Below are 21,680 nucleotides of genomic sequence, written 5' to 3'. Positions count from 1 at the left end.
GCAAGGGTTTGAAGCCGACCCGGATCAGTGAACTCGCGGTTCTGGCTGCGATTGCCGCTGTGGCCACCTGGATTCTGATTCGCGTGTTCTACGGCTCGATGCCGCCGATCCCTGTTTATGCGGGAGCGTCGCTGTACTTCGTGGCCGTTGCCGAGGCCGTCTTCGCTTTTGTCATTCGTTCGCGCGTCAAGAATCGTCAGGTGGGTGACGGGCTCAGACAGCTTCATCCCATCACCGCCGCCCGAGCGCTGGCATTGGCCAAAGCATCCGCTTTGGTCGGTTCAGCTACCGTCGGTGTCTGGGTCGGAGTGCTGGTGTATCTCATCCCACAGCGCTCGGTTCTGCAGGCCGCAGCCTCCGACACGCCGGGCGCGTGGGTGGGGTTGGGCGCCGCAATTGCGCTGGTAGCGGCAGCTCTGTGGCTCGAACATTGTTGCAAGACGCCGGAAGATACACCTGACGAGCCCGCGCACTGACAGCCTGGTCGGCAAATCACCCACCGAGGTACGTGGCGACCCCGGTCTCGGCAAGTACCCTGGCAACCATGACAAATTCTGGTCGATCGAAGTCTGCGCGCCGAAGCAAGCGCAGCGCGAGCCAGATGATCATTGCTGCTCTTCTGGCACTTGCTGTCATTGCTTCGCTGTTTCTGATCTTCAGCAACAGCGTTCAGCTTCTTCGGGTGGGACTGGTCGTCGCTCTGTGGGCAGCCACCCTCGGCGCTATCGCCATGACCAAGTATCGGCGTGAGTCGGCACTGGACAAAGCCAAGGTTGCCGATCTGCAGACCGTGTACGAACTGCAGCTCGAACGTGAAATTTCGGCTCGACGTGAGTACGAACTGAGCGTCGAAGGTCGCGTGCGACGTGAGGTGACCGCGGACGCGGAGGAACTGGCCGGGCTGCGCGCCGAATTGGTGGCACTGCGCCGAAACCTCGAAGCACTGTTCGAAGGTGGACTGCTGCCCGAACAGACCGCGCTCAAGACCGATTCCACGCGAGTACCGGAACTTGGCGGTAGTTCGTATGGCGCGTACCAGCCGGCACCGTCGGGGTTGTACGTTCCCGGCGCCGGCCAGAACGGACCCAGCCAACCGGCACCGAACGTCGGCGGCTTGGCATCGCCCAACGACGATCCGGTGACTGCTGAGACGACCGTCGTGTTCGCGGAGACGTCGTGGCGTGACAGCAGCTTCGTGGCGCCGCGCGTCATCCCGACGCAGAAGCCACAAGAGACGCAGAAGCCACAAGAGACGCAGAAGCCACAAGAGACGCAGAAGCCACAGAATCAGAGCGGGAACCAGGCACCGAAGAGTTCCCCAGCGAGTTCCCCAGCGAGTTCCACTGTGAGTTCCTCGCCGACACGAACGGTGAAAGACGTTCCGGTGGAGAAGGATCCGGAACCGGTAGCGCCCGTCGAGCCTGAAGTCAAGGCTCCCGCCCAGGCCCCGAACATCGAAGACGCCGTCATCGAAGACGCTGTCGTCGAAGAGGCGCCCGAGGTTGTTCCCGAGATTGTCGCGGAAGCTGAACCCGCTGCGGAGCCTGACGCAGAGCCTCGCCGTCGTCGCCGTGCCGCTCCGGAAGATGCCGCGAGCGGTGCTCATTCCAACGGATTGACCGTCGCCGAAATAATGGCGAACCTGAGTTCGAGCAACCCGTCCGAAGGCTCCGGTCGACGTCGTCGCCGAGAGGACTGAGTCGCAGATCACTCGCCCGGCCATGGCATGACGGTTCGGGCGAAGGATATCCTCGGACGCAGAACGTCTGGTACCCGCCGAGCGGGACTGGAACGAACGAGAGGAATCCGGTGACTTCCTTCGGGATCACTAATGGGCCTGCACCTGCGCGATTGACGGTAGGAATTGTCTCAGCAGGACGGGTCGGAACAGCTGTCGGTGCCGCATTGGAGCGAGCCGGTCATGTTGTCAGCGCTTGCTCCGCCGTCTCCAGTGCCTCGGTCGCCCGCGCTGTGAAGCGGCTTCCCGATACCGAAATTCTTCCGGCTGCCGACGTCGCAGCTCGCTCCGAACTGCTGATTCTTGCCGTTCCTGACGACCAGCTTGCGGATCTTGTGCGAGGTCTCGCGGCCACCCAAGCCGTCAAGCCGGGCACGCTCGTCGCCCACACGTCCGGTGCCAACGGCATCGCGATCCTGACTCCGCTCACCGAACTCGGCGCGCTGCCCTTGGCTATCCATCCGGCGATGACGTTCACCGGTCACGACGAGGACACCGCACGGCTGTCGTCGGCATGCTTCGGAATCACTGCTGCCGACGACATCGGTTACGCGATCGCGCAGTCACTGGTCCTCGAGATCGGCGGCGAGCCCGTCCGAGTGCGCGAGGAGAACCGCGCGCTCTACCACGCGGCACTGGCTCACGGCAGTAATCACCTGGTCACGCTCGTGGTCGACGCCGTCGAGGCGCTGCGAGCGTCGTTGCAAGGTGACGAGCTGCTCGGTCAACAGTTGGTCGACGGAGATCCGGGTGGAGTGGCCGAGCGTGTCCTGCAGCCGCTGCTGTCGGCAGCCTTGGACAACGCGCTACGACGCGGTCCCTCGGCGTTGACCGGTCCGGTGGCACGCGGCGACGCTGCTGCCGTCGACACACATTTGCGCGTACTGACAGAACTGGATCCGGAGCTCGCTGCCGGCTATCGGGCGATGTCCTTGCGATCGGCCCAGCGGGTGGGCGCCCCCACCGAATTGTTCGACATCTTGACTGAAACGGGAGGTGACCGTCGTGAGTGATCTGCAGGGCGGATACAAGCGCGGCGAACTGACGGTGCACCACGATCCGGACAGGCTTCGGCGCGTCTCGCGGGCACTGCGAGGTGTCGGGCGTCAGGTGGCGCTCGTTCCGACGATGGGTGCGTTGCATGCCGGCCACATCGAATTGGTTCGTCAGGCCAAGGTCACCGGCGCCGTCGTGATCGTTTCCATCTTCGTGAACCCGCTCCAGTTCGGTGCGGGCGAAGACCTGGACGCGTACCCGCGCACTCTCGATGCGGATCTCGACCTGCTTCGCGCCGAGGGCGTCGAATTGGTGTTCGCGCCGAGCGCCAAGACGATGTACCCGCGGGGCCAGCGCACCACCATCGTGCCGGGCCCGTTGGGTAGCGAACTCGAAGGCGGAGCGCGCCCCACTCACTTCGCCGGAATGCTGACGGTTGTGGCGAAGCTGCTGCAGATCGCGGCACCCAATCACGCCTACTTCGGTGAGAAGGACTACCAGCAGCTGACGCTCATCCGTCAGATGGTGTGGGATCTCAATTTCGACGTACAGATCATCGGAGTTCCGACGGTCCGCGAGTTCGACGGCCTCGCGTTGTCCTCTCGCAATCGCTACCTCGACGAGGGCCAGCGCGCCGCAGCGGTCGCGCTGTCCGCTGCTCTGATCGCCGGTGCACACGCGGCGTCCGGGGGAGCGGAAGCAATTCTGGAAACCGCACGCGCTGTTCTGGCAGCTGTTCCGGAAATCGAGGTCGACTACCTCGAGGTTCGGGGCGTCGATCTGGGCCCCGCGCCCGAGAGAGGTGACGGCCGACTGTTAGTGGCCGCCAAGCTCGGAACCACCCGTTTGATCGACAACGTCGGTGTCGCGGTGGGAACCGGGTTCCTCGAGCGTGACACCGACCCATCCGCCGACGCCATCGACGACCTGCTGTCTCACTGAGCACTTTTCACGAGTAAGGACCTGGATATGTTTCGCACAATGATGAAGTCGAAGATCCACCGCGCCACCGTGACTCACGCCGACCTGCATTACGTCGGCTCCGTCACCGTCGACCAGGATCTGATGGACGCCGCAGACCTCCTCGAGGGCGAACAGGTGTGCATCGTCGACATCGACAACGGTGCGCGTCTCGAGACGTACGTCATCGCCGGCGAGCGCGGAACCGGTGTCATCGGAATCAACGGTGCGGCAGCGCATCTGGTCAAGCCGGGTGACCTGGTCATCCTCATCGCCTACGGCGTGATGAACGAGCAGGAAGTCAAGGAATACTCCCCGCGCGTCGTCTTCGTCGATGCCGACAACAAGCAGATCGAACTCGGCTCAGACCCGGCTCACGCGCCGGAGGGTTCGGGTCTGATCACCCCGCGCATGCTGTCGACACTCGAGGCCTCGCGCGAATCCAGCCTGGTGTAATCCATGCTGCTCACGGTCGACGTGCGGAACACCAATATCGTTCTGGGGTTGTTTTCCGGGACTGGTGAGTATTCGAAGCTGTTGCAGGACTGGCGAATGCGAACCGACCCTCGGATGACTGCCGACGAGTTGGCGTTGACCTTCCGTGGGCTGTTGGGTACTCATGTCGATGAGATCACCGGCGTTGCGGCGCTGTCGACAGTGCCGTCCGTCTTGCGTGAAATCCGCGTGATGCTGGAGCGGTACTGGGGTCACGTTCCCCACGTGGTGGTCGAACCGGGTATTCGCACCGGTGTGCCACTGCTGGTGGACAACCCCAAAGAGGTGGGAGCCGACCGGATCGTCAACAGTCTTGCCGCTCACCATCTTTACGAGGGTCCGTGCATTGTCGTGGACTTCGGTACGTCGACCTGTGTCGACGTCGTTTCCGCCAAGGGTGAGTTTCTGGGCGGCTGCATCGCGCCCGGACTCGAGATCTCGACCGATGCCTTGGCGTCGCAGTCCGCTGCGCTGCGCAAGGTCGAATTGGTGCGCCCGCGTTCGGTGGTCGGCAAGAACACCGTCGAATGCATGCAGTCCGGTGCGGTATTCGGCTTTGCCGGCCTCGTCGACGGATTGGTCAACCGCGTACGCGACGAACTGCCGGAGTTCGGTGGTGACGACGTCTCCGTGATCGCAACCGGGGACAGCGCACCGCTGATCATTCCCGAATCCGACACTATCGACCACCTCGAACGGGACCTCACTCTCGAGGGGCTGAGGTTGGTCTTCGAGCGCAATCAGGCGCGTCGTGGATCCGGTCGACGACCGGTCGCCTGATCGATGGTTTCGTTCCAGCAGTTTCGCGATTGCAAAAGTTATGCCACAATGGTGCTCGTGAATCGCTGCATGGGTGCTCAGGAGTGTTGTCGAGGCTGACCGCTGCCTTGACCAATTCACATTCCTTGGAGCTAGCTCGTGCTATCCACATATTCTGCAGATCTCTCTGTTTTGACCCCTACTCTCGCTGCTGACCGTGCTGTTTCCGCAGGTCGTAGCGCTAATCGTGGGGCGTCCGGACGCCGTCCGAGTGGTGCGTCGTTGCCTACCCGCCTTCGCCCGGCCGATTTGCTGCGACTGACCGACGAGGGAGCGAACGGCGTGCTCGACGGCCGTTTCGACCACCTCATTCCCGACGCCTTCCCGACGCTCGATCGTTGGTCCACTCGCCTGCATGCGGACGACGACGTCGATGTGTGGCTCATCAGCTGGGTACCCGAACGCAACACCGAATTGCACGACCACGCAGGTTCGTTCGGCGCATTGACCGTCCTCAGTGGTTCTCTCACCGAATTCCGTTGGGCCGGTGACGCCCTGGTGGAACGCCAGCTCGACGCCGGCGATCAGGCTTCTTTCCCGCTCGGCTGGGTTCACGATGTCGTGCGTTCGACGGATGCTCCTGGTGCTCCGATCGAAATCAGCTCTGATGCACCGACTCTGAGTGTTCACGCCTACTCGCCGCCACTGACGGCAATGTCCTTCTACGAAGTGACGGATCACCGGACTCTTCGTCGCACCCGTACCGAGCTGACCGACCTGCCCGAGGGGGGCACCAAATGACCATCGACCAAATGCTCGACGACGCTCGCGCACAGATCGATCGTATGTACGTCTTCCAGCTCACCGAAGCCTTCCATCGCGGCGCGATCTTCGTCGACATTCGCCCGCAGGCGCAGCGCGCCATCGAGGGAACTCTCCCCGGTGCACTCGCGATCGAGCGAAACGTTCTCGAGTGGCGACTCGACCCCACCAGCAGCGCACACCTCGCGTTGGCCACCGACCACGACGTCGAGTGGGTAATCGTCTGCTCCGAGGGCTACACCTCGAGCCTGGCCGCAGCGTCGTTGCAGCAGTTGGGTCTGCACAAGGCCACCGATCTCGTGGGCGGGTACCAGGCGATCAAGGCCGCCGGACTGCTCGGTGCGCTCAGCGGAGTTCGTCATTGCTCCCGCGAGTTGGCGGCGGTTTCGGCTCATTGAGGTATTTGCTGTGCGCCTTTATTAACCGCGGGCGGTTAATAAAGGCGCACAGCGGGTCTGGCGGTAAATCTTCGGGCTCATTCCGTGATGGCGGGTGAAGGCCGTCGTGAGCGCAAAGGGGCTCGAGTAGCCCACTTCTCGCGCGATCGAGGACACCGTTCGTGCCGGGTCTGCGAGTAGATCCGCCGCCACCGACAAGCGCCACTCGGTCAGATAGCCGACGGGTCCGATCCCCATGAGACCGGTGAACCGGCGCGCGAAGGCTGCTCGTGAACTGCCGGACTCCTGGGCCAGGCTCGCGACCGTCCAGGGGTGTTCCGGCCGATTGTGTATGAGCCGCAAGGCATGCCCGATGACGGGATCCTCGTAGGCCTTGATCCATCGCGGTGATCGATTCTGGTTCTCGGCGAACCACGTACGGACCGCCGAGATCAGAACCAGGTCCAGGAGCCTGTCCAACAACACTTCCTGTCCTGGCCCGTCGGCGGCGATCTGTTGTTCCAGAAGCGTCGTCATCGGCGTGGTTTCCAGGCTGCGTCGCACTACCGCGACGGGTGTCAGGCTGTCGAGGATCTGACGGCTGACATAGGAGTCCAAACGGTATGTGCCCGTGAGCATGACGGTCTGGCCGCTGGTCGAGTTGCCCCAGGTGCGAACGCCGAGAACTGACATGTCCTCGAGCGGTGATCCGTCGACCGCGGCGCAGTTTTGTGCCTCGTCGATGAGTACGTGGACCGGGGTGTCCGGGTGATCGGCGACCGTATAGGGATCGGGGCCGCGCAGGAGCGCAATGTCGCCGGCCTCGAGATCTTCGGTCTGTCCGGTGTCGGACACGACAACTGCGGTGCCGCGAACCAGAACCAGCACGGTGATCGGTGCGTGGTCTTCGATACGTAATGACCACGGTGGATCGAGCAGCGAGCGCAGCAGAAAAGCGCCCTCCGCCCGCGATCCGGCCAGCATCATCGACAATGCATCCATGTTTCGACGGTAGACGCTGACGTATGTTTTTGCGACCTTCAGCTATGGATCGTATTGCCGCCGCGCGATCGAATGAGTTCATGACGACAACAAGCGACATTCAATCGGCAGTAGTGATCGGTGGTACCGGCAAGACCGGTGCGCGCGTTGCGCAGAGGCTGACGGCGGTGGGAATCCGTACCCGAATCGCGTCGAGAACATCCGGGACGCGTTTCGACTGGAACGATCAGTCGACGTGGCAGCCCGCGATGTCCGGTGTCGAAGCGGCATACGTGACGTATGCGCCGGACCTCGCAGTGCCGGAATCGAGCACCCACATCGAGGAACTCGCGGAGCTTGCGTACCGCGAAGGGGTTCGTCGCATGGTGCTCCTGTCCGGGCGCGGTGAACCGGCGGCGCAGAAAGCCGAGCAGGTTCTGGCCGACACCGGTCTGGAATGGGCTGTGGTGCGGGCCAGCTGGTTTGCCCAGAACTTCAGTGAGGGGTATCTACTCGATCCGATTCGGGAAGGCCACCTGGAACTTCCCGTAGGCGAGGTGGGGGAGCCGTTCATCGACGTCGACGATCTCGCTGACGTGGCGGTGGCCGCATTGACTCGAACCGACTTCCTCGGCCGAGTTCTCGAGGTGACGGGTCCGGAGTTGCTCACCTTCGCGGAGGCCGTTGAGGCGATTTCGGCGGTGTCGGGGCGTGCGGTGTCATTCGAAAGAATTGGACTGCAACAGTTTTCCGGCGGCATGGCAGAAGTTGGCGTCCCGAGTGATGTCGTGGAGTTGCTCACTTACTTGTTTGCCGAGGTTCTCGACGGACGAAATCAAAGTGTGACCGGCGTCGTCGAAGAGGTCCTGGAACGACCCGCTCGAGATTTCACCACTTTTGCCGCCGAGGCTGCTCGAACGGGGGTCTGGTCGTGAAGAAATCCGAGATCTTCGTCGTGAAGAAATCCGAGATCTTCTTGGAGTTGCTCGTCGGCGTGACTGCGCTCGGCGCGCTCGTTGCCGGTGGCGCGTTGTTCGCGTTCTCATCCTTCGTAATGCCCGCTCTGCGGTCGGTCGATGCACACGCCGCGATCACGTCGATGCAGGCGATCAACGTCGAAGCTCCGCGGAGCGCCTTGATGCTGCCCCTCGTCGGATCGGCGCTCACCGCGATCGCCGCCGGAATCTGGGCAGCGATCTCCAGACCGGACGGCTGGGTCCTTGCCGTTGTCGGTTGTGTCGGGGTGCTCGCGTCCTTCGCGGTGACAGCGATCTACCACGTCCCCCGCAACGACGCTTTTGCCTCGGTCAGCGCTACCGATGCAGCCGCATGGGCGTCGTACGAGGCGGGTTGGACGGTGTGGAATCACGTCAGGGTTGCGCTGTACCTCCTGTCGGGAATCGTGCTCGCGGTCGCCGCGGTGCTACCAGCAACAAACGCGGTGGACACGGCCCAGTAGTCTTGTACCCCGTGAGTGATGTAGAAGCCCAGCCAGTCGACGACACCCCCGAGCAGCTCCGTATCCGGCGCGAGAAGCGTGAACGGATCCTCGCGCAGGGGCAGGAGGCGTACCCGGTCTCGGTCGATCGCACCCACACGCTCGCGCAGATCCGCGCGGAGTACCCGGAACTCGAGCCGGACACGGCGACTGGCGTGCTGGTCGGCGTCGTCGGCCGCGTCATCTTCATGCGCAACACCGGCAAGTTGTGCTTCGCGACTCTGCAGGAAGGCGACGGTACCCAGCTGCAGGCCATGATCAGCCTCGCCGGCGTCGGCGAAGAGGCACTGGCCGCCTGGAAGTCCGACGTCGACCTCGGCGACTTCGTCTTCATCCACGGTGAGGTCATCAGCTCCCGTCGCGGCGAGCTCAGCGTGATGGCCGACGCGTGGCAGATCGCGTCCAAGGCGCTGCGTCCCCTGCCGGTCGCTCACAAGGAAATGAGTGAAGAGTCCCGTGTGCGTCAGCGCTACGCGGACCTGATCGTTCGGCCCGAGGCTCGGGACAACGCCCGCAAGCGTGTCGCTGTTGTCCGTGCGCTGCGTAATGCGCTCGAGAGCCGCGGCTTCCTCGAGGTCGAGACGCCGATGCTGCAGACGCTGCACGGCGGCGCGGCAGCTCGCCCGTTCGTCACGCACTCGAACGCCCTCGACATCGACCTGTACCTGCGTATCGCGCCGGAACTGTTCCTCAAGCGTTGCGTCGTCGGCGGTATCGAGAAGGTCTTCGAGATCAACCGCAACTTCCGCAACGAGGGCGTCGACTCCACTCACTCGCCCGAGTTCGCGATGCTCGAGACGTACGAGGCCTACGGCACGTACGACGATTCCGCGAAGATGATTCGTGAGCTCGTCCAGGAAGTTGCGCAGGAAGCATTCGGCACGCAGGTCCTCACCCTCGCCGACGGTTCCGAGTACGACGTCAGTGGCGAGTGGCAGGTTCTCGAGATGTACCCGTCGCTGTCGGCTGCCATCGGCACCGAGGTCACGCCGGATACGACGGTCGACGAGCTTCTCGCTCTGGCGGAGAAGGTCGGCCTCGAGGTTCCCAAGGACAAGGGCTACGGCCACGGCAAGCTCGTCGAGGAGTTGTGGGAGCACCAGTGCGGCGATCAGCTGTACGTGCCGACGTTCGTCCGTGACTTCCCGGTCGAGACGTCGCCCCTGACCCGTGATCACCGAAGCAAGAAGGGTGTCACCGAGAAGTGGGACCTGTACATCCGCGGATTCGAGTTGGCGACCGGCTACTCCGAACTTGTCGACCCCGTCATCCAGCGTGAGCGCTTTGTCGACCAGGCGCGCCTCGCGTCGGCAGGCGACGACGAAGCGATGGTGCTGGACGAGGAGTTCCTCGCCGCGATGGAACAGGGCATGCCGCCGACCACCGGCACCGGCATGGGAATCGATCGACTGCTGATGGCTTTGACGGGTCTCGGTATTCGCGAGACGATTCTCTTCCCGATCGTTCGTCCGTCCGCTCGCTAGCTTTACTTCGATCAAGGTTCGGCCGCACATGTTGCGGCCGAACCTTTTTCAGTTGGGGCGCTCCCAAGGTATTCGATACGGTTCACAGTCGGCGTCGTCGTCGGCTTACGGCGGTGCCGATAACCAGATGAATCTGGGTGAGTTCTTCAGCTCGATCAGCTCAGCGGGGAGCGCTCGTAGTTGGGATTCGATTAGTTCCCAACGACATTCGCCTGCGGCAAAGGATTCATCCATGCGTGGTCGCCTGAGTTTCGGACTTTCGAATTGTTGCGATGATTTGGTCGATCGTGCCCTGGTTGAGTGCGTCAGGTAGTCCCTGATCCGACTGGACAAGGAAGACCATGACCTCGGCTGTGGAGTATCCGGGTGTGGTGACGACATCGAATTGTGCTGAGGGCGGATCGCATTCGTTGTCCGCCGGGATATTTGTGACGGTTGCGGTGTGCCGGATCGCAGGGCGTCCGGAGATGGTGAAATTCGTGGGTCCGCTGTAAGCGATGCTGGCGAGAGTGCCGTTCTTGGAGGCGAAGATTGCGCTCGGTAGAGGTCTTTTCTCGAGCCGTCGTCTGGCATGATTCCCCCGTCTGGATGCATCCCCCGATGCGCCGCAAGGAATGTATCGGCACTGTCTTTGCCGCAAGACAAGTCGACTGGCATACCCGGCGGAGATCAGTCCCAATCATCCGGACGAGCCAAGACAGGACGTTTGTCCAGGTGCTATTGTCGCTGCTTATCGAAGGATCTGGGGAGGAATGGTCGTGGTGAAAAAGGTTGTTGTCACGATGGTTGACGATCTGGACAAAAAATCGCCCGCGGACGAAACTGTGGAGTTTTCCGTCGACGGAGTTGCTTACGAAATCGATCTGACCGCCGCCCACGCCGCGGAACTGCGCGATGCACTGAAAAAGTGGATTCCTCATGCGAGAAAGTCGAATTCCGCCAAATCAGTCAACGGAGCGGTGACCAAATCCCGTCCCGTTGCGGACCGCGATCAGAGTGCCGCCATCCGCGAATGGGCCAAGGGTGCGGGCTTCGAGATTTCGGCCCGCGGTCGTATTTCCACGGAGGTGCGCCGAGCCTACGAAAAGGCCGTCTGAAATGGATCGCGAATGGATTCGGGCGCATTTTGCCGAAACGGATTGATAACGCGTTCTAGTTTGTTAGCGTCTGCACGGTTCGCATCTCTCGTAGAGGAGTCGGTCGTGCACAGAATCGGGTTGTTCGGGGGCGTGGTTCTTGCCGCTCTGATGCTTGTCGGGTTCACCTCCGTGGCTTCGGCTCAGGCCCCGTTGCCCGTGCCTAATGCCTTCCTTGCCGGTGTTCCTCAGGAGTTGGGAAATCCTGGCGGTTCAGCTCCTGGATCCAATGACTTTTCGTGTAAACCTACTGCCGAACATCCCAATCCGGTTGTGCTCGTTCACGGAACGGGTGGAAACAGGCAGACCAACTGGGCCACCTATGCGCCGTTGCTCGCCAACGAGGGCTACTGCGTCTTCGCGCTGACGTACGGAAACTTCCCTGAGCAGCCGTGGCCGTTGTCGGCCATCGGTGGAATGCAGGAAATTCCTTCCAGCGCAGCACAGTTGTCGAATTTCGTCGATCAAGTTCTTGGCGCTACGGGCGCAACGTCGGTGGATCTCGTCGGGCATTCGCAAGGCACGATCATCAACGGGTACTACGCGAAGTTCCTCGGCGGTGCCGACAAAGTGGACAACATCGTCTCGGTGGCATCGCTGTGGAAGGGAACCCTCGGAAACGAGCAGGCAAGTATCGGCCGCAGCCTTCGCGAACTCGGGGTATCCGAGGCGGCACAGGCAGGATTCCCGATCTGCAAGGCGTGCCTGAACATGGGGGCCGGTTCGGAGTTCATCGAAAATCTCCGTGCGGGAGGCGTTTACGCGCCGGGCGTTCACTACACGAACATCACGACGCGCTACGACGAACTGGTGCTGCCGTATACAAATGGGCTGGAGCCCGGGCCGAACGCAACCAACATCGTCGTCCAGGACGGTTGTGAGCAAGACATCTCCGATCATCTCGCCATCGCGGCGTCGCTGCGCGCGGCGACTTTTGCTCTCAATGCACTCGATCCCGCGCATCAGCGGCCGGTACCGTGCAACTCGGTATTGCCCGTCGTGGGTTGATCAATATGTGGAGGCCTTCGGTGGGGATTCGAACATGCGTGGGTGCGCTCGCTCTGGCGGGTGCCGTGGCCGCGACCGCCGCACCTCTTGCGTCGGCGAACGAACCTCTTCCCGTTCCGTTCGGTTTCTTCAGCGGAATCGCCCTCGAAGCGACCAACCCGGGCGGATCGGCCCCTGGCACCAACGACTTCTCGTGCACGCCTTCCGCTGCTCATCCTGATCCAGTCGTCCTGGTGCACGGGACGGCGGCCAACCGTCAGACCAATTGGGGCGTACTCGCACCCGTACTGGCCAACGACGGGTACTGCGTTTTCGCGCTCACCTTCGGGAATCGAACGGACCAGCCGTGGCCGATTTCCGCAGCCGGCGGTCTCGCACCACTCGGAGACAGCGCAGGGCAGCTGTCGGACTTCGTCGATGACGTTCTCTCTGCGACGGGTGCCTCGAAGGTCGACCTGATCGGACACTCTCAGGGGACGACGGTCAGTGCGTACTACGCCAAGTTTCTCGGCGGCGACGCGAAGGTTTCCAAGATCGTCTCCATCGCTCCGTTGTGGGACGGCTCGGAGGTCGGGCCGCCGGAAGGCGTCGGGGGACCGGATTTCGACAACGCCACCTTCGTGACCGAACTGCGCGACGCGGGCGTCTACTCCGATGACGTCGAGTACACCAACATCGTGACTCGGTTCGATCAAGTGGTCGTTCCGTACAGCAGCGGAATACTGGCCGCGTCGAACGCGTCGAACATAGTTGTTCAGGACGGTTGCGAGCAGGACCTGTCGGATCACATCGCGCTGGTGGCGTCGCAGCGAACGGCGACTCTGACGCTCAACGCGCTTGATCCGTCGAATCCGCGTGAGGTGCCGTGCACTCGGGTACTCCCGATATTCGGCTGATCAGGCGTCGAAAATCGCTGTTCGCTTCAGGCGTACAGGAACCGGGAAACGATTCCCTCAGCTGCGACGTTGTGAACGGTAAGCAGTCCGGCTTCCGCCGCCAATCGGGTGGAGGAGCAGCAGGTGGACTTCGCGCCCTCTAGAGTAATAAGTGGGGTCGTGCAACCTTTGTCGATTCGTGGACGTCAGTCCGCTGACCGGCGAGGCGATCAGTCTGTAGTGCCGGAGCGAAACGCGGCGACCAGGGACGAGACATCCGGTCTCGAACCTGCCCGCCGGAGAGTGTGAGGGAGAGCGATGTTCGAGAGGTTCACCGATCGCGCGCGGCGCGTTGTTGTCCTGGCTCAAGAAGAAGCCAGGATGCTCAACCACAACTACATCGGCACGGAGCACATCCTTCTCGGCCTCATTCACGAGGGCGAAGGTGTTGCAGCCAAGTCGTTGGAGTCGTTGGGTATCTCCCTCGAGGGAGTCCGCAGCCAGGTCGAGGAGATCATCGGCCAGGGCCAGCAGGCTCCGTCCGGTCACATCCCCTTCACACCGCGCGCCAAGAAAGTCCTCGAGCTGAGTCTGCGCGAAGCGCTGCAGCTCGGACACAACTACATCGGTACGGAGCACATTCTGCTCGGTCTCATCCGTGAGGGTGAGGGCGTAGCAGCCCAGGTTCTGGTCAAGCTCGGTGCCGATCTCAACCGTGTCCGCCAGCAGGTCATCCAGCTGCTGTCGGGCTACCAGGGCAAGGAGCCAACCGAAACCGGTGGCACCCGCGGAGAGGCCGGCACGCCGTCCACCTCGCTCGTGCTCGACCAGTTCGGTCGCAATCTGACGCAAGCTGCCCTCGAAGGCAAGCTGGACCCGGTCATCGGCCGCTCGAAGGAAATCGAGCGCGTCATGCAGGTTCTCTCGCGTCGTACCAAGAACAACCCGGTTCTCATCGGTGAACCCGGTGTCGGTAAGACCGCTGTGGTCGAGGGCCTGGCTCAGGCAATCGTCAACGGTGAGGTCCCCGAGACCCTCAAGGACAAGCAGCTGTACACGCTCGACCTCGGGTCGCTCGTGGCCGGCAGCCGTTACCGCGGTGACTTCGAAGAGCGCCTGAAGAAGGTTCTCAAGGAGATCAACACCCGCGGAGACATCATCCTGTTCATCGACGAGCTGCACACCCTCGTTGGTGCGGGCGCGGCCGAGGGCGCTATCGACGCGGCCTCCATCCTCAAGCCCAAGCTTGCCCGCGGTGAGCTGCAGACCATCGGTGCTACCACTCTCGACGAGTACCGCAAGTACATCGAGAAGGATGCCGCTCTCGAGCGTCGTTTCCAGCCCGTCCAGGTGGGCGAGCCGACCGTCGAGCACACCATCGAGATCCTCAAGGGTCTTCGTGACCGCTACGAGGCTCACCACCGTGTCTCCATCACGGACGGTGCTCTCGTGGCAGCGGCGACGCTGGCCGACCGCTACATCAACGACCGCTTCTTGCCGGACAAGGCGATCGACCTCATCGACGAGGCGGGCGCGCGAATGCGCATCCGTCGGATGACTGCACCGCCGGACCTGCGCGAATTCGACGATCGCATCGCCGACGCGCGTCGCGAGAAGGAATCCGCGATCGACGCGCAGGACTTCGAGAAGGCTGCGAACCTGCGTGACAAGGAGAAGACCCTCGTTGCTCAGCGCGCTGAGCGTGAGAAGCAGTGGCGTGCGGGCGACCTGGACGTCATCGCCGAGGTCGACGACGAGCAGATCGCCGAGGTTCTGGGCAACTGGACCGGTATCCCCGTCTTCAAGCTCACCGAGGAGGAGACCACTCGTCTGCTCCGCATGGAAGAGGAACTGCACAAGCGGATCATCGGCCAGGAAGAGGCAGTCAAGTCCGTCTCGAAGGCGATCCGTCGTACGCGTGCAGGTCTGAAGGATCCCAAGCGTCCCTCGGGCTCGTTCATCTTCGCCGGCCCGTCCGGTGTCGGTAAGACGGAGCTCGCGAAGTCGCTCGCCAACTTCCTGTTCGGCGACGACGACGCTCTGATCCAGATCGACATGGGCGAGTTCCACGACCGCTTCACCGCTTCGCGTCTGTTCGGTGCCCCTCCCGGGTACGTCGGATACGAAGAGGGTGGCCAGCTCACCGAGAAGGTGCGCCGCAAGCCGTTCAGCGTTGTGCTGTTCGACGAGATCGAGAAGGCACACCAGGAGATCTACAACACCCTCCTGCAGGTGCTCGAGGACGGCCGTCTCACCGACGGTCAGGGACGTACCGTCGACTTCAAGAACACGGTGCTGATCTTCACGTCCAACCTCGGTACGTCGGACATCTCCAAGGCAGTCGGCCTGGGCTTCAGCTCGGGAACGGGCACGGAGTCGAACTACGAGCGCATGAAGCTCAAGGTTCACGACGAGCTGAAGAAGCACTTCCGTCCCGAGTTCTTGAACCGTATCGACGACATCGTCGTCTTCCATCAGCTCACGAACGAGCAGATCGTTCAGATGGTCGACCTGATGCTCGCTCGCGTCGAGGCGGCACTCAAGAACAAGGACATGGCCATGGAGGTCACCGACAAGGCCAAGTCGCTTCTGGCCAAGCGCGGATTCGATCCGGTACTGGGTGCACGACCGCTGCGTCGCACCATCCAGCGCGAGATCGAGGACCAGATGTCCGAGAAGATCCTCTTCGGAGAGATCGGACCCGGCCACATCGTGCTCGTCGACGTCGAGAACTGGGACGGCGAAGGCTCGGGCGAGGACGCGAAGTTCACGTTCACGCCCACCAAGAAGCCGATCGACGTGCCGGACGCACCGCCGATCGAGCTGACCAAGGCCGGCGAAAGCGAAAGCGCAGCAGAGTAGTACAGCAGAGTAAGTAACGAACGGGCGGCACCTCACCGGTGCCGCCCGTTTCGTGTATCACGGGAGAGGGCGTACACATGAACGACATCGAACTGGGTCACCTGCGTCGTTGCGTCGAATTGGCAACGGAAGCATTGGATGCCGGCGACGAACCTTTCGGTTCCGTCCTGGCAGCGGCCGACGGAACATTTCTGGCGGAAGATCGAAACAGGATCGCGGGCGGCGACAACACCCGCCACCCCGAGTTCGAGCTGGCTCGGTGGGCGGCTCAGTATCTGACGCCGGAAGAGCGTTCGACGGCAACGGTATTCACCTCGGGGGAGCACTGCGCGATGTGTTCGGCTGCGCACGCATGGGTGGGCCTCGGACGTATCGTCTACATCTGCTCTTCGGCTCAACTCGGCGACTGGCTCGCAGAGTGGGGTGCGGCCCCGGCGCCGGTGAAGTCTCTGTCCGTCAACGAGGTTGCGCCGAACGTCCCGGTCGAAGGTCCGGTGCCGGAGTTGGTTCCGTTGGTGCGAGAACTGCATCGGAAGTTGCATTCGCAGAGCGCTTGACGGGCACACGCAAACGGGCGGCACCCCGCTGGAGGTGCCACCCGTTTGCGTGTGGAGTCAGGAAACTGCGTCGACCGCTCGAACCTTCTCTCGCAGTTCGCCCTTGACGACCTTGCCGCTTGCATTGCGCGGCAGCGCTTCCACGACGACGATGTCCTTCGGGTGCTTGTAACGCGCGAGACGATCATTGAGGAAGCTGCTCAGTTCCTCGATGGTCAGGTCCACGGCTGAACCTGGCGCCATCGCGACGATCGCTACCGGCACCTCACCCCACTTGGCGTCGGGGCGACCGACGACGGCCGCTTCGACGATCAATTCGTGTTCGTAGAGAACGTTTTCCACCTCGGCGCAGTAGATGTTCTCTCCGCCGGAGATGATCATGTCCTTCTTGCGATCGACGACGTAGACAAAGCCTTCGTCGTCGACTCGAACGAGATCGCCGGAGTGGAACCATCCACCGTGGAAGGCGTCAGCGGTGGCGGTGGGGTTGTTCCAGTACTCGCTCATCATCGTGGGCCCGCGGTAGACGATTTCACCGATTTCACCGGGCGCCACGTCGTCCATGTTCTCGTCGACGACCCTGGCCGAAATGGTCGGGATGACCCGACCGACGGATCCGAGCTTGCGAATCGCATCCTCACCGTCGAGAACGCAAGTGATGGGCGACATCTCGGTCTGACCGAAGACTGCGACATTGAACGCGTCCGGGAAGGTTTCGGCCATTGCCCGCAGGATGGTATCGGACGATGGTGCGGCGCCCCACGAGATGTTCTTCAGCGACAGTGCTCGAGGTTGCGCCTTCTGCACTGCGCACACGGCCTGCCATTGCACGGGCACGAGGAACAAGCTGGTGACCTTCTCGGCTTCGAGAATGTCGAGTAGTTGACCAGGGTCGAATGCGCCGACCGGATGGATCACCGTGGTCGTGCCGAGTTGCAGGCTCGGCGCGATGGAACCGAGGGCCGCGATGTGGAACATGGGCGACGCGCAGAAGCCGATGGAATCGGCATTGAACAGGTGGAAGGCCCTGATACAGGTCAATGCTTGCGAAGACAGGTTGGAGTGGGAGAGCACCGAACCCTTGGGGCGACCGGTGGTTCCCGAGGTGTACATGATGAGTGCAGGAGTGTCGTCCGGGATGTCGACGAACGCGTGCGGCTCGCCCGCCTCGCTGATCAGGTCCTCGTAGTTCAGGCTGTCACCCTCGGCGGGGGCGCCTACGGTGATGGAGATGTCGATACCCTCTGACACGGCACGCGCGGCTCCGGCCAGTGGAGCCAATGGTCCTTCGGCGACAATGACTTTGGAGCCGGAGTCGTTGACCAGGTAAGCGACCTCGGGTGGCGTGAGACGGAAGTTCACCGGAACAGCTATCGCGCCCAGTGCGTTGGTCGCGAGCACGATCTCGAGGTATTCGGGGCGATTGAGCATCAGGATGAGCACGCGGTCGCCGAAGCTGACGCCGCGTCGGGCTAGAGCGTCTGCCAGCTTCTCGACGCGTGCGTCGAGGGTGCTCCAGGTGATGGAATCGCCCAAGAATCGCAGCGCGGTGCGATCGGGAATCATCTGCGCATGCCTGGCGATCTGATTGTTCCAGTTGGTGCGGCGTGAACGCTGCGCCTCGGAGACTGCATCGGTGGAGGCCATCGATGGGTTCCTCTCATGCGTGGGTGATTGTGTGACTCAGGCTACAGTGAGCCGTCGATTCTCACAGTGGTTTTGTTAACGAAAATTCGCAACGACTACTTGAAGTGCGGTGCGCGCTTCTGCAGCATCGCCATCGCGCCTTCTTTGAAGTCGTCGCCGGTGAGAAGTTCTGCCTGACCGGTATTTTCGAGCTCCAACGCGGCATCGAGGCGGTCCAGCGTCGCCGCATTGAGTGCGCGCTTGGTGAGTTCGAGTGCGCGTCGGGGAGCCTTCGACGTGCGATCGACGACCGAGTCGACGAGTGCGTCGAACGCGTCGTCTGCGACGGTGCGGGACACGAGCCCGAAACGCTCTGCGTCCTCGGCGGAAACCCGCTCGCCCAGCAACGCCATCTCGGCCGCTCTGGCACGTCCGATCGCTGCCGGCACCAGCGCACTGGCGCCGCCGTCGGGCATCAGGCCGATGTTGACGAACGAGAGGAGGAAATAGGCGCTCGATGCTGCGTACGTCAGGTCCGCGGCCAGGGCGATGGACACTCCGACGCCGGCTGCCGGGCCGTTGACCGCGGCGATCACCGGGACCGGGGCGCTGGTGATGGCGCGAATCAGAGAAGTCGCGGCATCCATGACAACTTTCGGGTCTGCGGGGTTGAGGGCCGCTGCCGCAAGATCGGCTCCGGTGCAGAACGCTCGACCGGATCCGGTGATCACGATGGTACGAACTCTCGGGTCTGCGCCGCCCTCTCTGACGGCGGCTGCGAAAGCAGCCATCGTGGGTAGATCGATCGCGTTCATCCGCTTCGGGCGGTCGAAGGTCAATCGCAGTACACCGTCGGTGATTTCGGAGCGAAAGCCCGTCTCGGCGGTGGCGGTCATGCCGCGCTCACAGCGGTGACGAATCCGGAAAGCCGTGAGGTGATGAGGTGTTCGGCCTCCGAGACCATGCGGTCGATCATGTCGGCGACGGTCGGGATGTCGTTGATCAACCCTTGGCTTTGCCCGGCGGACCAGATGCCTGCATCGAGATCGCCGTCTTCGAAGACCTTGCGCCCGCGTGCCCCGGCGACCAGATGCTGGATGTCGCTGAACTGCGCGTCGCCGCGCGCCTCGATGTCGACGACTTCGGCGCTGATCGCATTCGCTGCTACGCGTGCGGTGTTGTGCAGGGTCCGGAAAATCAGCTTGGTGTCACGCTCGGTGTTGGCGACTATCTGTTCTTTAACTGATTGCGCTACAGGAGATTCCACGGTGCACATGAATCGAGTTCCCATGTTGACGCCGTCTGCTCCGAGCGCAAGCGCCGCGACGAGACCGCGGGAATCTGCGATTCCGCCTGACGCGATCACCGGAATCGTGAGTTGCTGCGTGGCCGCCGGAATCAGGATCAGCCCTGGTATGTCGTCTTCACCTGGGTGTCCGGCGCATTCGAAGCCGTCGATGCTGACGGCGTCGACGCCCAGTCTCTCGGCCTTGACCGCGTGACGAACTGCAGTGCACTTGTGGATCACCTTCACGCCCGCGTCCTTGAAATGCGGAAGATGATCGATCGGATTGGAACCGGCCGTCTCGACGATCTTGATCCCGGATTCGATGATCGCCTGGCGATATTCGGCGTACGGCGGCGGCGTGATCGACGGCAGAATCGTGAGATTGACGCCGAAAGGCTTGTCGGTGAGATCGCGGGTCCGAGCAATTTCCTTGACGAGGTCTTCCGGAGTGGGTTGGGTAAGGCCGGTCAGGAACCCCAGGGCGCCGGAATTTGCCGTGGCCGCAACAAGTTCTGCGCGTCCTACCCACATCATGCCGCCCTGCACGATCGGATGGTCTACGCCGAACATCTCGGTGAAGCGAGTGCGAATCATCTGCTCACAACTACTTTCTTACGATCGGTCAATCGGCATCGAACCCTATTGCAGGCGAAGAAAAATCCTGCGCTGCATGGAACGAGCCCGCCAGCGGACTGCGTGCAAGTTTGTGCGAATCATCACTAACATAACACCGGTGTGAGAGCGGGTGTCAAGACTCTTTTTCCGGAATACGTCCGCCGTGACAGCCGCGTTGTAGGGTTTCGGGTGAAGCCGTACCGGGCGCGAATTGCGACCTTCGCGACGGTTAACATGGTCCGTTCGGACTCGCGCCCGTAGAAGTGCGGTGCAGCGGACGAAGGCAGCGGAAGAAAGCAACGGAAGTGGAGGGTCAGGTGCCCGGACAGACACGCGTCTCCGTGAGCGGCAGTGGCTCTGCACCACGAACGCGTCCGAAGAATCGGAAGGCCCAAATCGCGGCCGCTGCCGCGGAGGCATTCAGTGAACGTGGCTACCACGCGGTCGGCATCGACGAGATCGCAGCGAAGGTCGGAATCTCCGGGCCGGCCCTCTATCGTCATTTCCCCACGAAATACGCGCTGTTCGTCTACACCGTGAACAACCTGACCCAGGCGTTGCTGGATGCCAGCGATCCCGCGGTACACGGAAACGACGATCCACGCGAGCAGTTGAACTCCACCATGGTGGGGGTCATCCGCGCGACGATCGAGAATCGGCGTAGGGGAGGGCTCTACCGTTGGGAGGGCCGGTACCTGGTCGACGAGGATCGTGAGCAATTGCGGGAGGGAATGCGCACGCTCAATCTTCGGATTGCCGAGCCGTTGGCCGCAGTGCGCCCGGAACTGGCCCCGGCCGACGTCGAGCTGATCGCACCGGCTGTGCTCAGCGTGATCGCCAGTATCACCGGTCATCGATCGGCGTTGTCCGCCAAGCAGATCGAATCGTTGATTCTCACAGCTTGTTGGTCGGTCATCGGCGTCGAGTTGCCCGTTGGTGCGAAGGGCGGCGGCAAGAAACAGGCGCCCGAACGCAAACCCGGTCTTGCCTGGACGTCGAAACGTGAAGTGCTGCTTCAGGAAGCCGTATTGCTGTTCTATCAGCGCGGCTATCACGACGTGAGTATCGAGGAGATCGGCGCCGCAGCGGGTATCAACGCGTCGAGCGTGTACCGGCACTTCGCGAGCAAGGCCGATCTGCTCGCCGCGGCTTTCCACCGGGCGTCCGATCGCCTGACGATGACGTTGGGTTCGGCGTTGGCGGAGTCGGAGACACCACTCGCGGCCGTAGAGACATTGGCAAAGATGTACGTCGAGGTTTCGTTCGGCAGAAGCGAACTGTTGGCGGTGTATTTCGCCGAGATCGGCAGCTTGCCGGACCGGTCGCGGACCGAGTTGCGGAACATCCAGCGGCTCAACGTGGAGGAGTGGGCGCACTTGTGCGTCGAGGCGCGGCCGGAGTTGACGATCGTCCAAGCGCGGTTCCACGTCCACGCGGCGCTTGGTCTGGTGTTCGACATCGGCAGGATCGTGCACTTTTCCTCGGAGAACTCCGCGCAAGCACGCGTCGAGAAATTGCTGACCGCGACTCTCCTGGGGTAGCGCAGTCCGAAACAGTAGGTGTGACTTCACGTATCGCGGGTAGGTTCGTGATCGCAAGGCGT

At 62.4% G+C, this 21,680-nt stretch carries 22 protein-coding genes; 17 read left to right on the top strand and 5 right to left on the bottom strand.

The genetic code is table 11. The features are described 5' to 3' along the window. The first annotated feature begins 8 nt into the window (after positions 1-8). The 8 genes from H351_RS28465 to H351_RS28430 all read left to right on the top strand — a co-directional run bounded on the left by H351_RS28465 (position 9) and on the right by H351_RS28430 (position 6,168). The gene (locus H351_RS28465; protein WP_201026970.1) at positions 9-476 is read left to right on the top strand and encodes a DUF3180 domain-containing protein; all 468 of its coding nucleotides are present in this window, start codon (positions 9-11) and stop codon (positions 474-476) included. A gap of 68 nt (positions 477-544) precedes the next feature. After that, positions 545-1,699 carry a DUF6779 domain-containing protein gene (locus H351_RS28460; RefSeq protein ID WP_201026955.1) on the top strand — a complete coding sequence of 385 codons (1,155 nt, stop codon included), beginning with the start codon at positions 545-547 and terminating at the stop codon, positions 1,697-1,699. 110 nt (positions 1,700-1,809) lie between these two features. Further along, the gene (locus H351_RS28455; RefSeq protein ID WP_019746789.1) at positions 1,810-2,751 is read left to right on the top strand and encodes a Rossmann-like and DUF2520 domain-containing protein; all 942 of its coding nucleotides are present in this window, start codon (positions 1,810-1,812) and stop codon (positions 2,749-2,751) included. Further along, positions 2,744-3,676 (top strand): pantoate--beta-alanine ligase, encoded by a 933-nt coding sequence (gene panC, locus H351_RS28450; RefSeq protein WP_173362658.1) that lies wholly within the window; start codon positions 2,744-2,746, stop codon positions 3,674-3,676. Before H351_RS28455 ends, panC begins: the two co-directional genes overlap by 8 nt. A 27-nt stretch (positions 3,677-3,703) precedes the next feature. Further along, positions 3,704-4,150: an aspartate 1-decarboxylase gene (panD, locus tag H351_RS28445; RefSeq protein ID WP_003945761.1), complete on the top strand. Its 447-nt coding sequence runs from the start codon at positions 3,704-3,706 to the stop codon at positions 4,148-4,150. Positions 4,151-4,153: 3 nt separating this feature from the next. Next, entirely contained in the window at positions 4,154-4,969 is an 816-nt protein-coding gene (locus H351_RS28440) for a type III pantothenate kinase (protein ID WP_019746791.1), read from the top strand. A 261-nt stretch (positions 4,970-5,230) separates the two neighbouring features. Then, a complete protein-coding gene (locus H351_RS28435) occupies positions 5,231-5,749 on the top strand; it encodes a cysteine dioxygenase (protein WP_020906077.1) in 519 nt (172 codons plus the stop codon). Then, positions 5,746-6,168 carry a rhodanese-like domain-containing protein gene (locus H351_RS28430; RefSeq protein ID WP_003945445.1) on the top strand — a complete coding sequence of 141 codons (423 nt, stop codon included), beginning with the start codon at positions 5,746-5,748 and terminating at the stop codon, positions 6,166-6,168. Before H351_RS28435 ends, H351_RS28430 begins: the two co-directional genes overlap by 4 nt. Before the next feature lie 21 nt (positions 6,169-6,189). Here H351_RS28430 and H351_RS28425 read toward each other — a convergent pair whose 3' ends face one another. Then, entirely contained in the window at positions 6,190-7,149 is a 960-nt protein-coding gene (locus tag H351_RS28425; RefSeq protein WP_029254411.1) for an AraC family transcriptional regulator, read from the bottom strand. 80 nt (positions 7,150-7,229) lie between these two features. Here H351_RS28425 and H351_RS28420 point away from each other — a divergent pair, with 80 nt between their 5' ends. The 3 genes from H351_RS28420 to lysS are packed head-to-tail and all read left to right on the top strand — an operon-like array spanning position 7,230 to position 10,110. Further along, positions 7,230-8,063, top strand: a complete 834-nt coding sequence (locus tag H351_RS28420) for an NmrA family NAD(P)-binding protein (RefSeq protein WP_029254412.1) — start codon at positions 7,230-7,232, stop codon at positions 8,061-8,063. Then, positions 8,060-8,587: an anthrone oxygenase family protein gene (locus H351_RS28415; RefSeq protein WP_244891412.1), complete on the top strand. Its 528-nt coding sequence runs from the start codon at positions 8,060-8,062 to the stop codon at positions 8,585-8,587. The genes H351_RS28420 and H351_RS28415 overlap by 4 nt, the downstream gene beginning before the upstream one ends. An 11-nt stretch (positions 8,588-8,598) precedes the next feature. Continuing rightward, positions 8,599-10,110: a lysine--tRNA ligase gene (lysS, locus tag H351_RS28410; protein ID WP_029254413.1), complete on the top strand. Its 1,512-nt coding sequence runs from the start codon at positions 8,599-8,601 to the stop codon at positions 10,108-10,110. Between the two features lie 226 nt (positions 10,111-10,336). Here the strand turns inward: lysS and H351_RS33080 are convergent, their stop codons facing one another. Next, a complete protein-coding gene (locus tag H351_RS33080) occupies positions 10,337-10,750 on the bottom strand; it encodes a DUF8017 domain-containing protein (protein WP_478013418.1) in 414 nt (137 codons plus the stop codon). 118 nt (positions 10,751-10,868) lie between these two features. Here H351_RS33080 and H351_RS28405 point away from each other — a divergent pair, with 118 nt between their 5' ends. The 5 genes from H351_RS28405 (at position 10,869) to H351_RS28385 (ending at position 16,548) form a co-directional block, all read left to right on the top strand. Next, positions 10,869-11,207: a histone-like nucleoid-structuring protein Lsr2 gene (locus H351_RS28405; protein WP_003945673.1), complete on the top strand. Its 339-nt coding sequence runs from the start codon at positions 10,869-10,871 to the stop codon at positions 11,205-11,207. Positions 11,208-11,312: 105 nt separating this feature from the next. After that, positions 11,313-12,254 (top strand): esterase/lipase family protein, encoded by a 942-nt coding sequence (locus H351_RS28400; protein ID WP_019746799.1) that lies wholly within the window; start codon positions 11,313-11,315, stop codon positions 12,252-12,254. Between the two features lie 5 nt (positions 12,255-12,259). Continuing rightward, positions 12,260-13,150: an esterase/lipase family protein gene (locus H351_RS28395; protein ID WP_420876478.1), complete on the top strand. Its 891-nt coding sequence runs from the start codon at positions 12,260-12,262 to the stop codon at positions 13,148-13,150. 297 nt (positions 13,151-13,447) lie between these two features. After that, positions 13,448-15,991: an ATP-dependent Clp protease ATP-binding subunit gene (locus tag H351_RS28390; protein WP_003945604.1), complete on the top strand. Its 2,544-nt coding sequence runs from the start codon at positions 13,448-13,450 to the stop codon at positions 15,989-15,991. A gap of 77 nt (positions 15,992-16,068) precedes the next feature. Next, a complete protein-coding gene (locus tag H351_RS28385) occupies positions 16,069-16,548 on the top strand; it encodes a nucleoside deaminase (RefSeq protein WP_019746801.1) in 480 nt (159 codons plus the stop codon). Between the two features lie 57 nt (positions 16,549-16,605). On the opposite strand, the gene fadD5 is transcribed toward H351_RS28385, so the two are convergent. From fadD5 to H351_RS28370, 3 genes are all read right to left on the bottom strand, one after another. Beyond that, the gene (fadD5, locus tag H351_RS28380) at positions 16,606-18,195 is read right to left on the bottom strand and encodes a fatty-acid--CoA ligase FadD5 (protein ID WP_020906085.1); all 1,590 of its coding nucleotides are present in this window, start codon (positions 18,193-18,195) and stop codon (positions 16,606-16,608) included. Between the two features lie 95 nt (positions 18,196-18,290). Then, on the bottom strand, positions 18,291-19,070 hold the full coding sequence (locus H351_RS28375) for an enoyl-CoA hydratase (protein WP_029254415.1): 780 nt from the start codon (positions 19,068-19,070) through the stop codon (positions 18,291-18,293). Beyond that, complete coding sequence (locus H351_RS28370) at positions 19,067-20,056, bottom strand: NAD(P)H-dependent flavin oxidoreductase (RefSeq protein WP_019746804.1); 990 nt, start codon at positions 20,054-20,056, stop codon at positions 19,067-19,069. Before H351_RS28370 ends, H351_RS28375 begins: the two co-directional genes overlap by 4 nt. Before the next feature lie 338 nt (positions 20,057-20,394). Here H351_RS28370 and H351_RS28365 point away from each other — a divergent pair, with 338 nt between their 5' ends. Further along, positions 20,395-21,618: a TetR/AcrR family transcriptional regulator gene (locus H351_RS28365; RefSeq protein WP_051636569.1), complete on the top strand. Its 1,224-nt coding sequence runs from the start codon at positions 20,395-20,397 to the stop codon at positions 21,616-21,618. Positions 21,619-21,680: the final 62 nt, after the last annotated feature.

It is taken from the genome of Rhodococcus erythropolis R138, assembly GCF_000696675.2.
GTDB classification, from domain to species: domain Bacteria; phylum Actinomycetota; class Actinomycetes; order Mycobacteriales; family Mycobacteriaceae; genus Rhodococcus_F; species Rhodococcus_F erythropolis.
The sequence above is the reverse complement of the archived record's forward strand: the minus strand, read 5'-3'. Positions and strand labels throughout refer to the sequence as shown.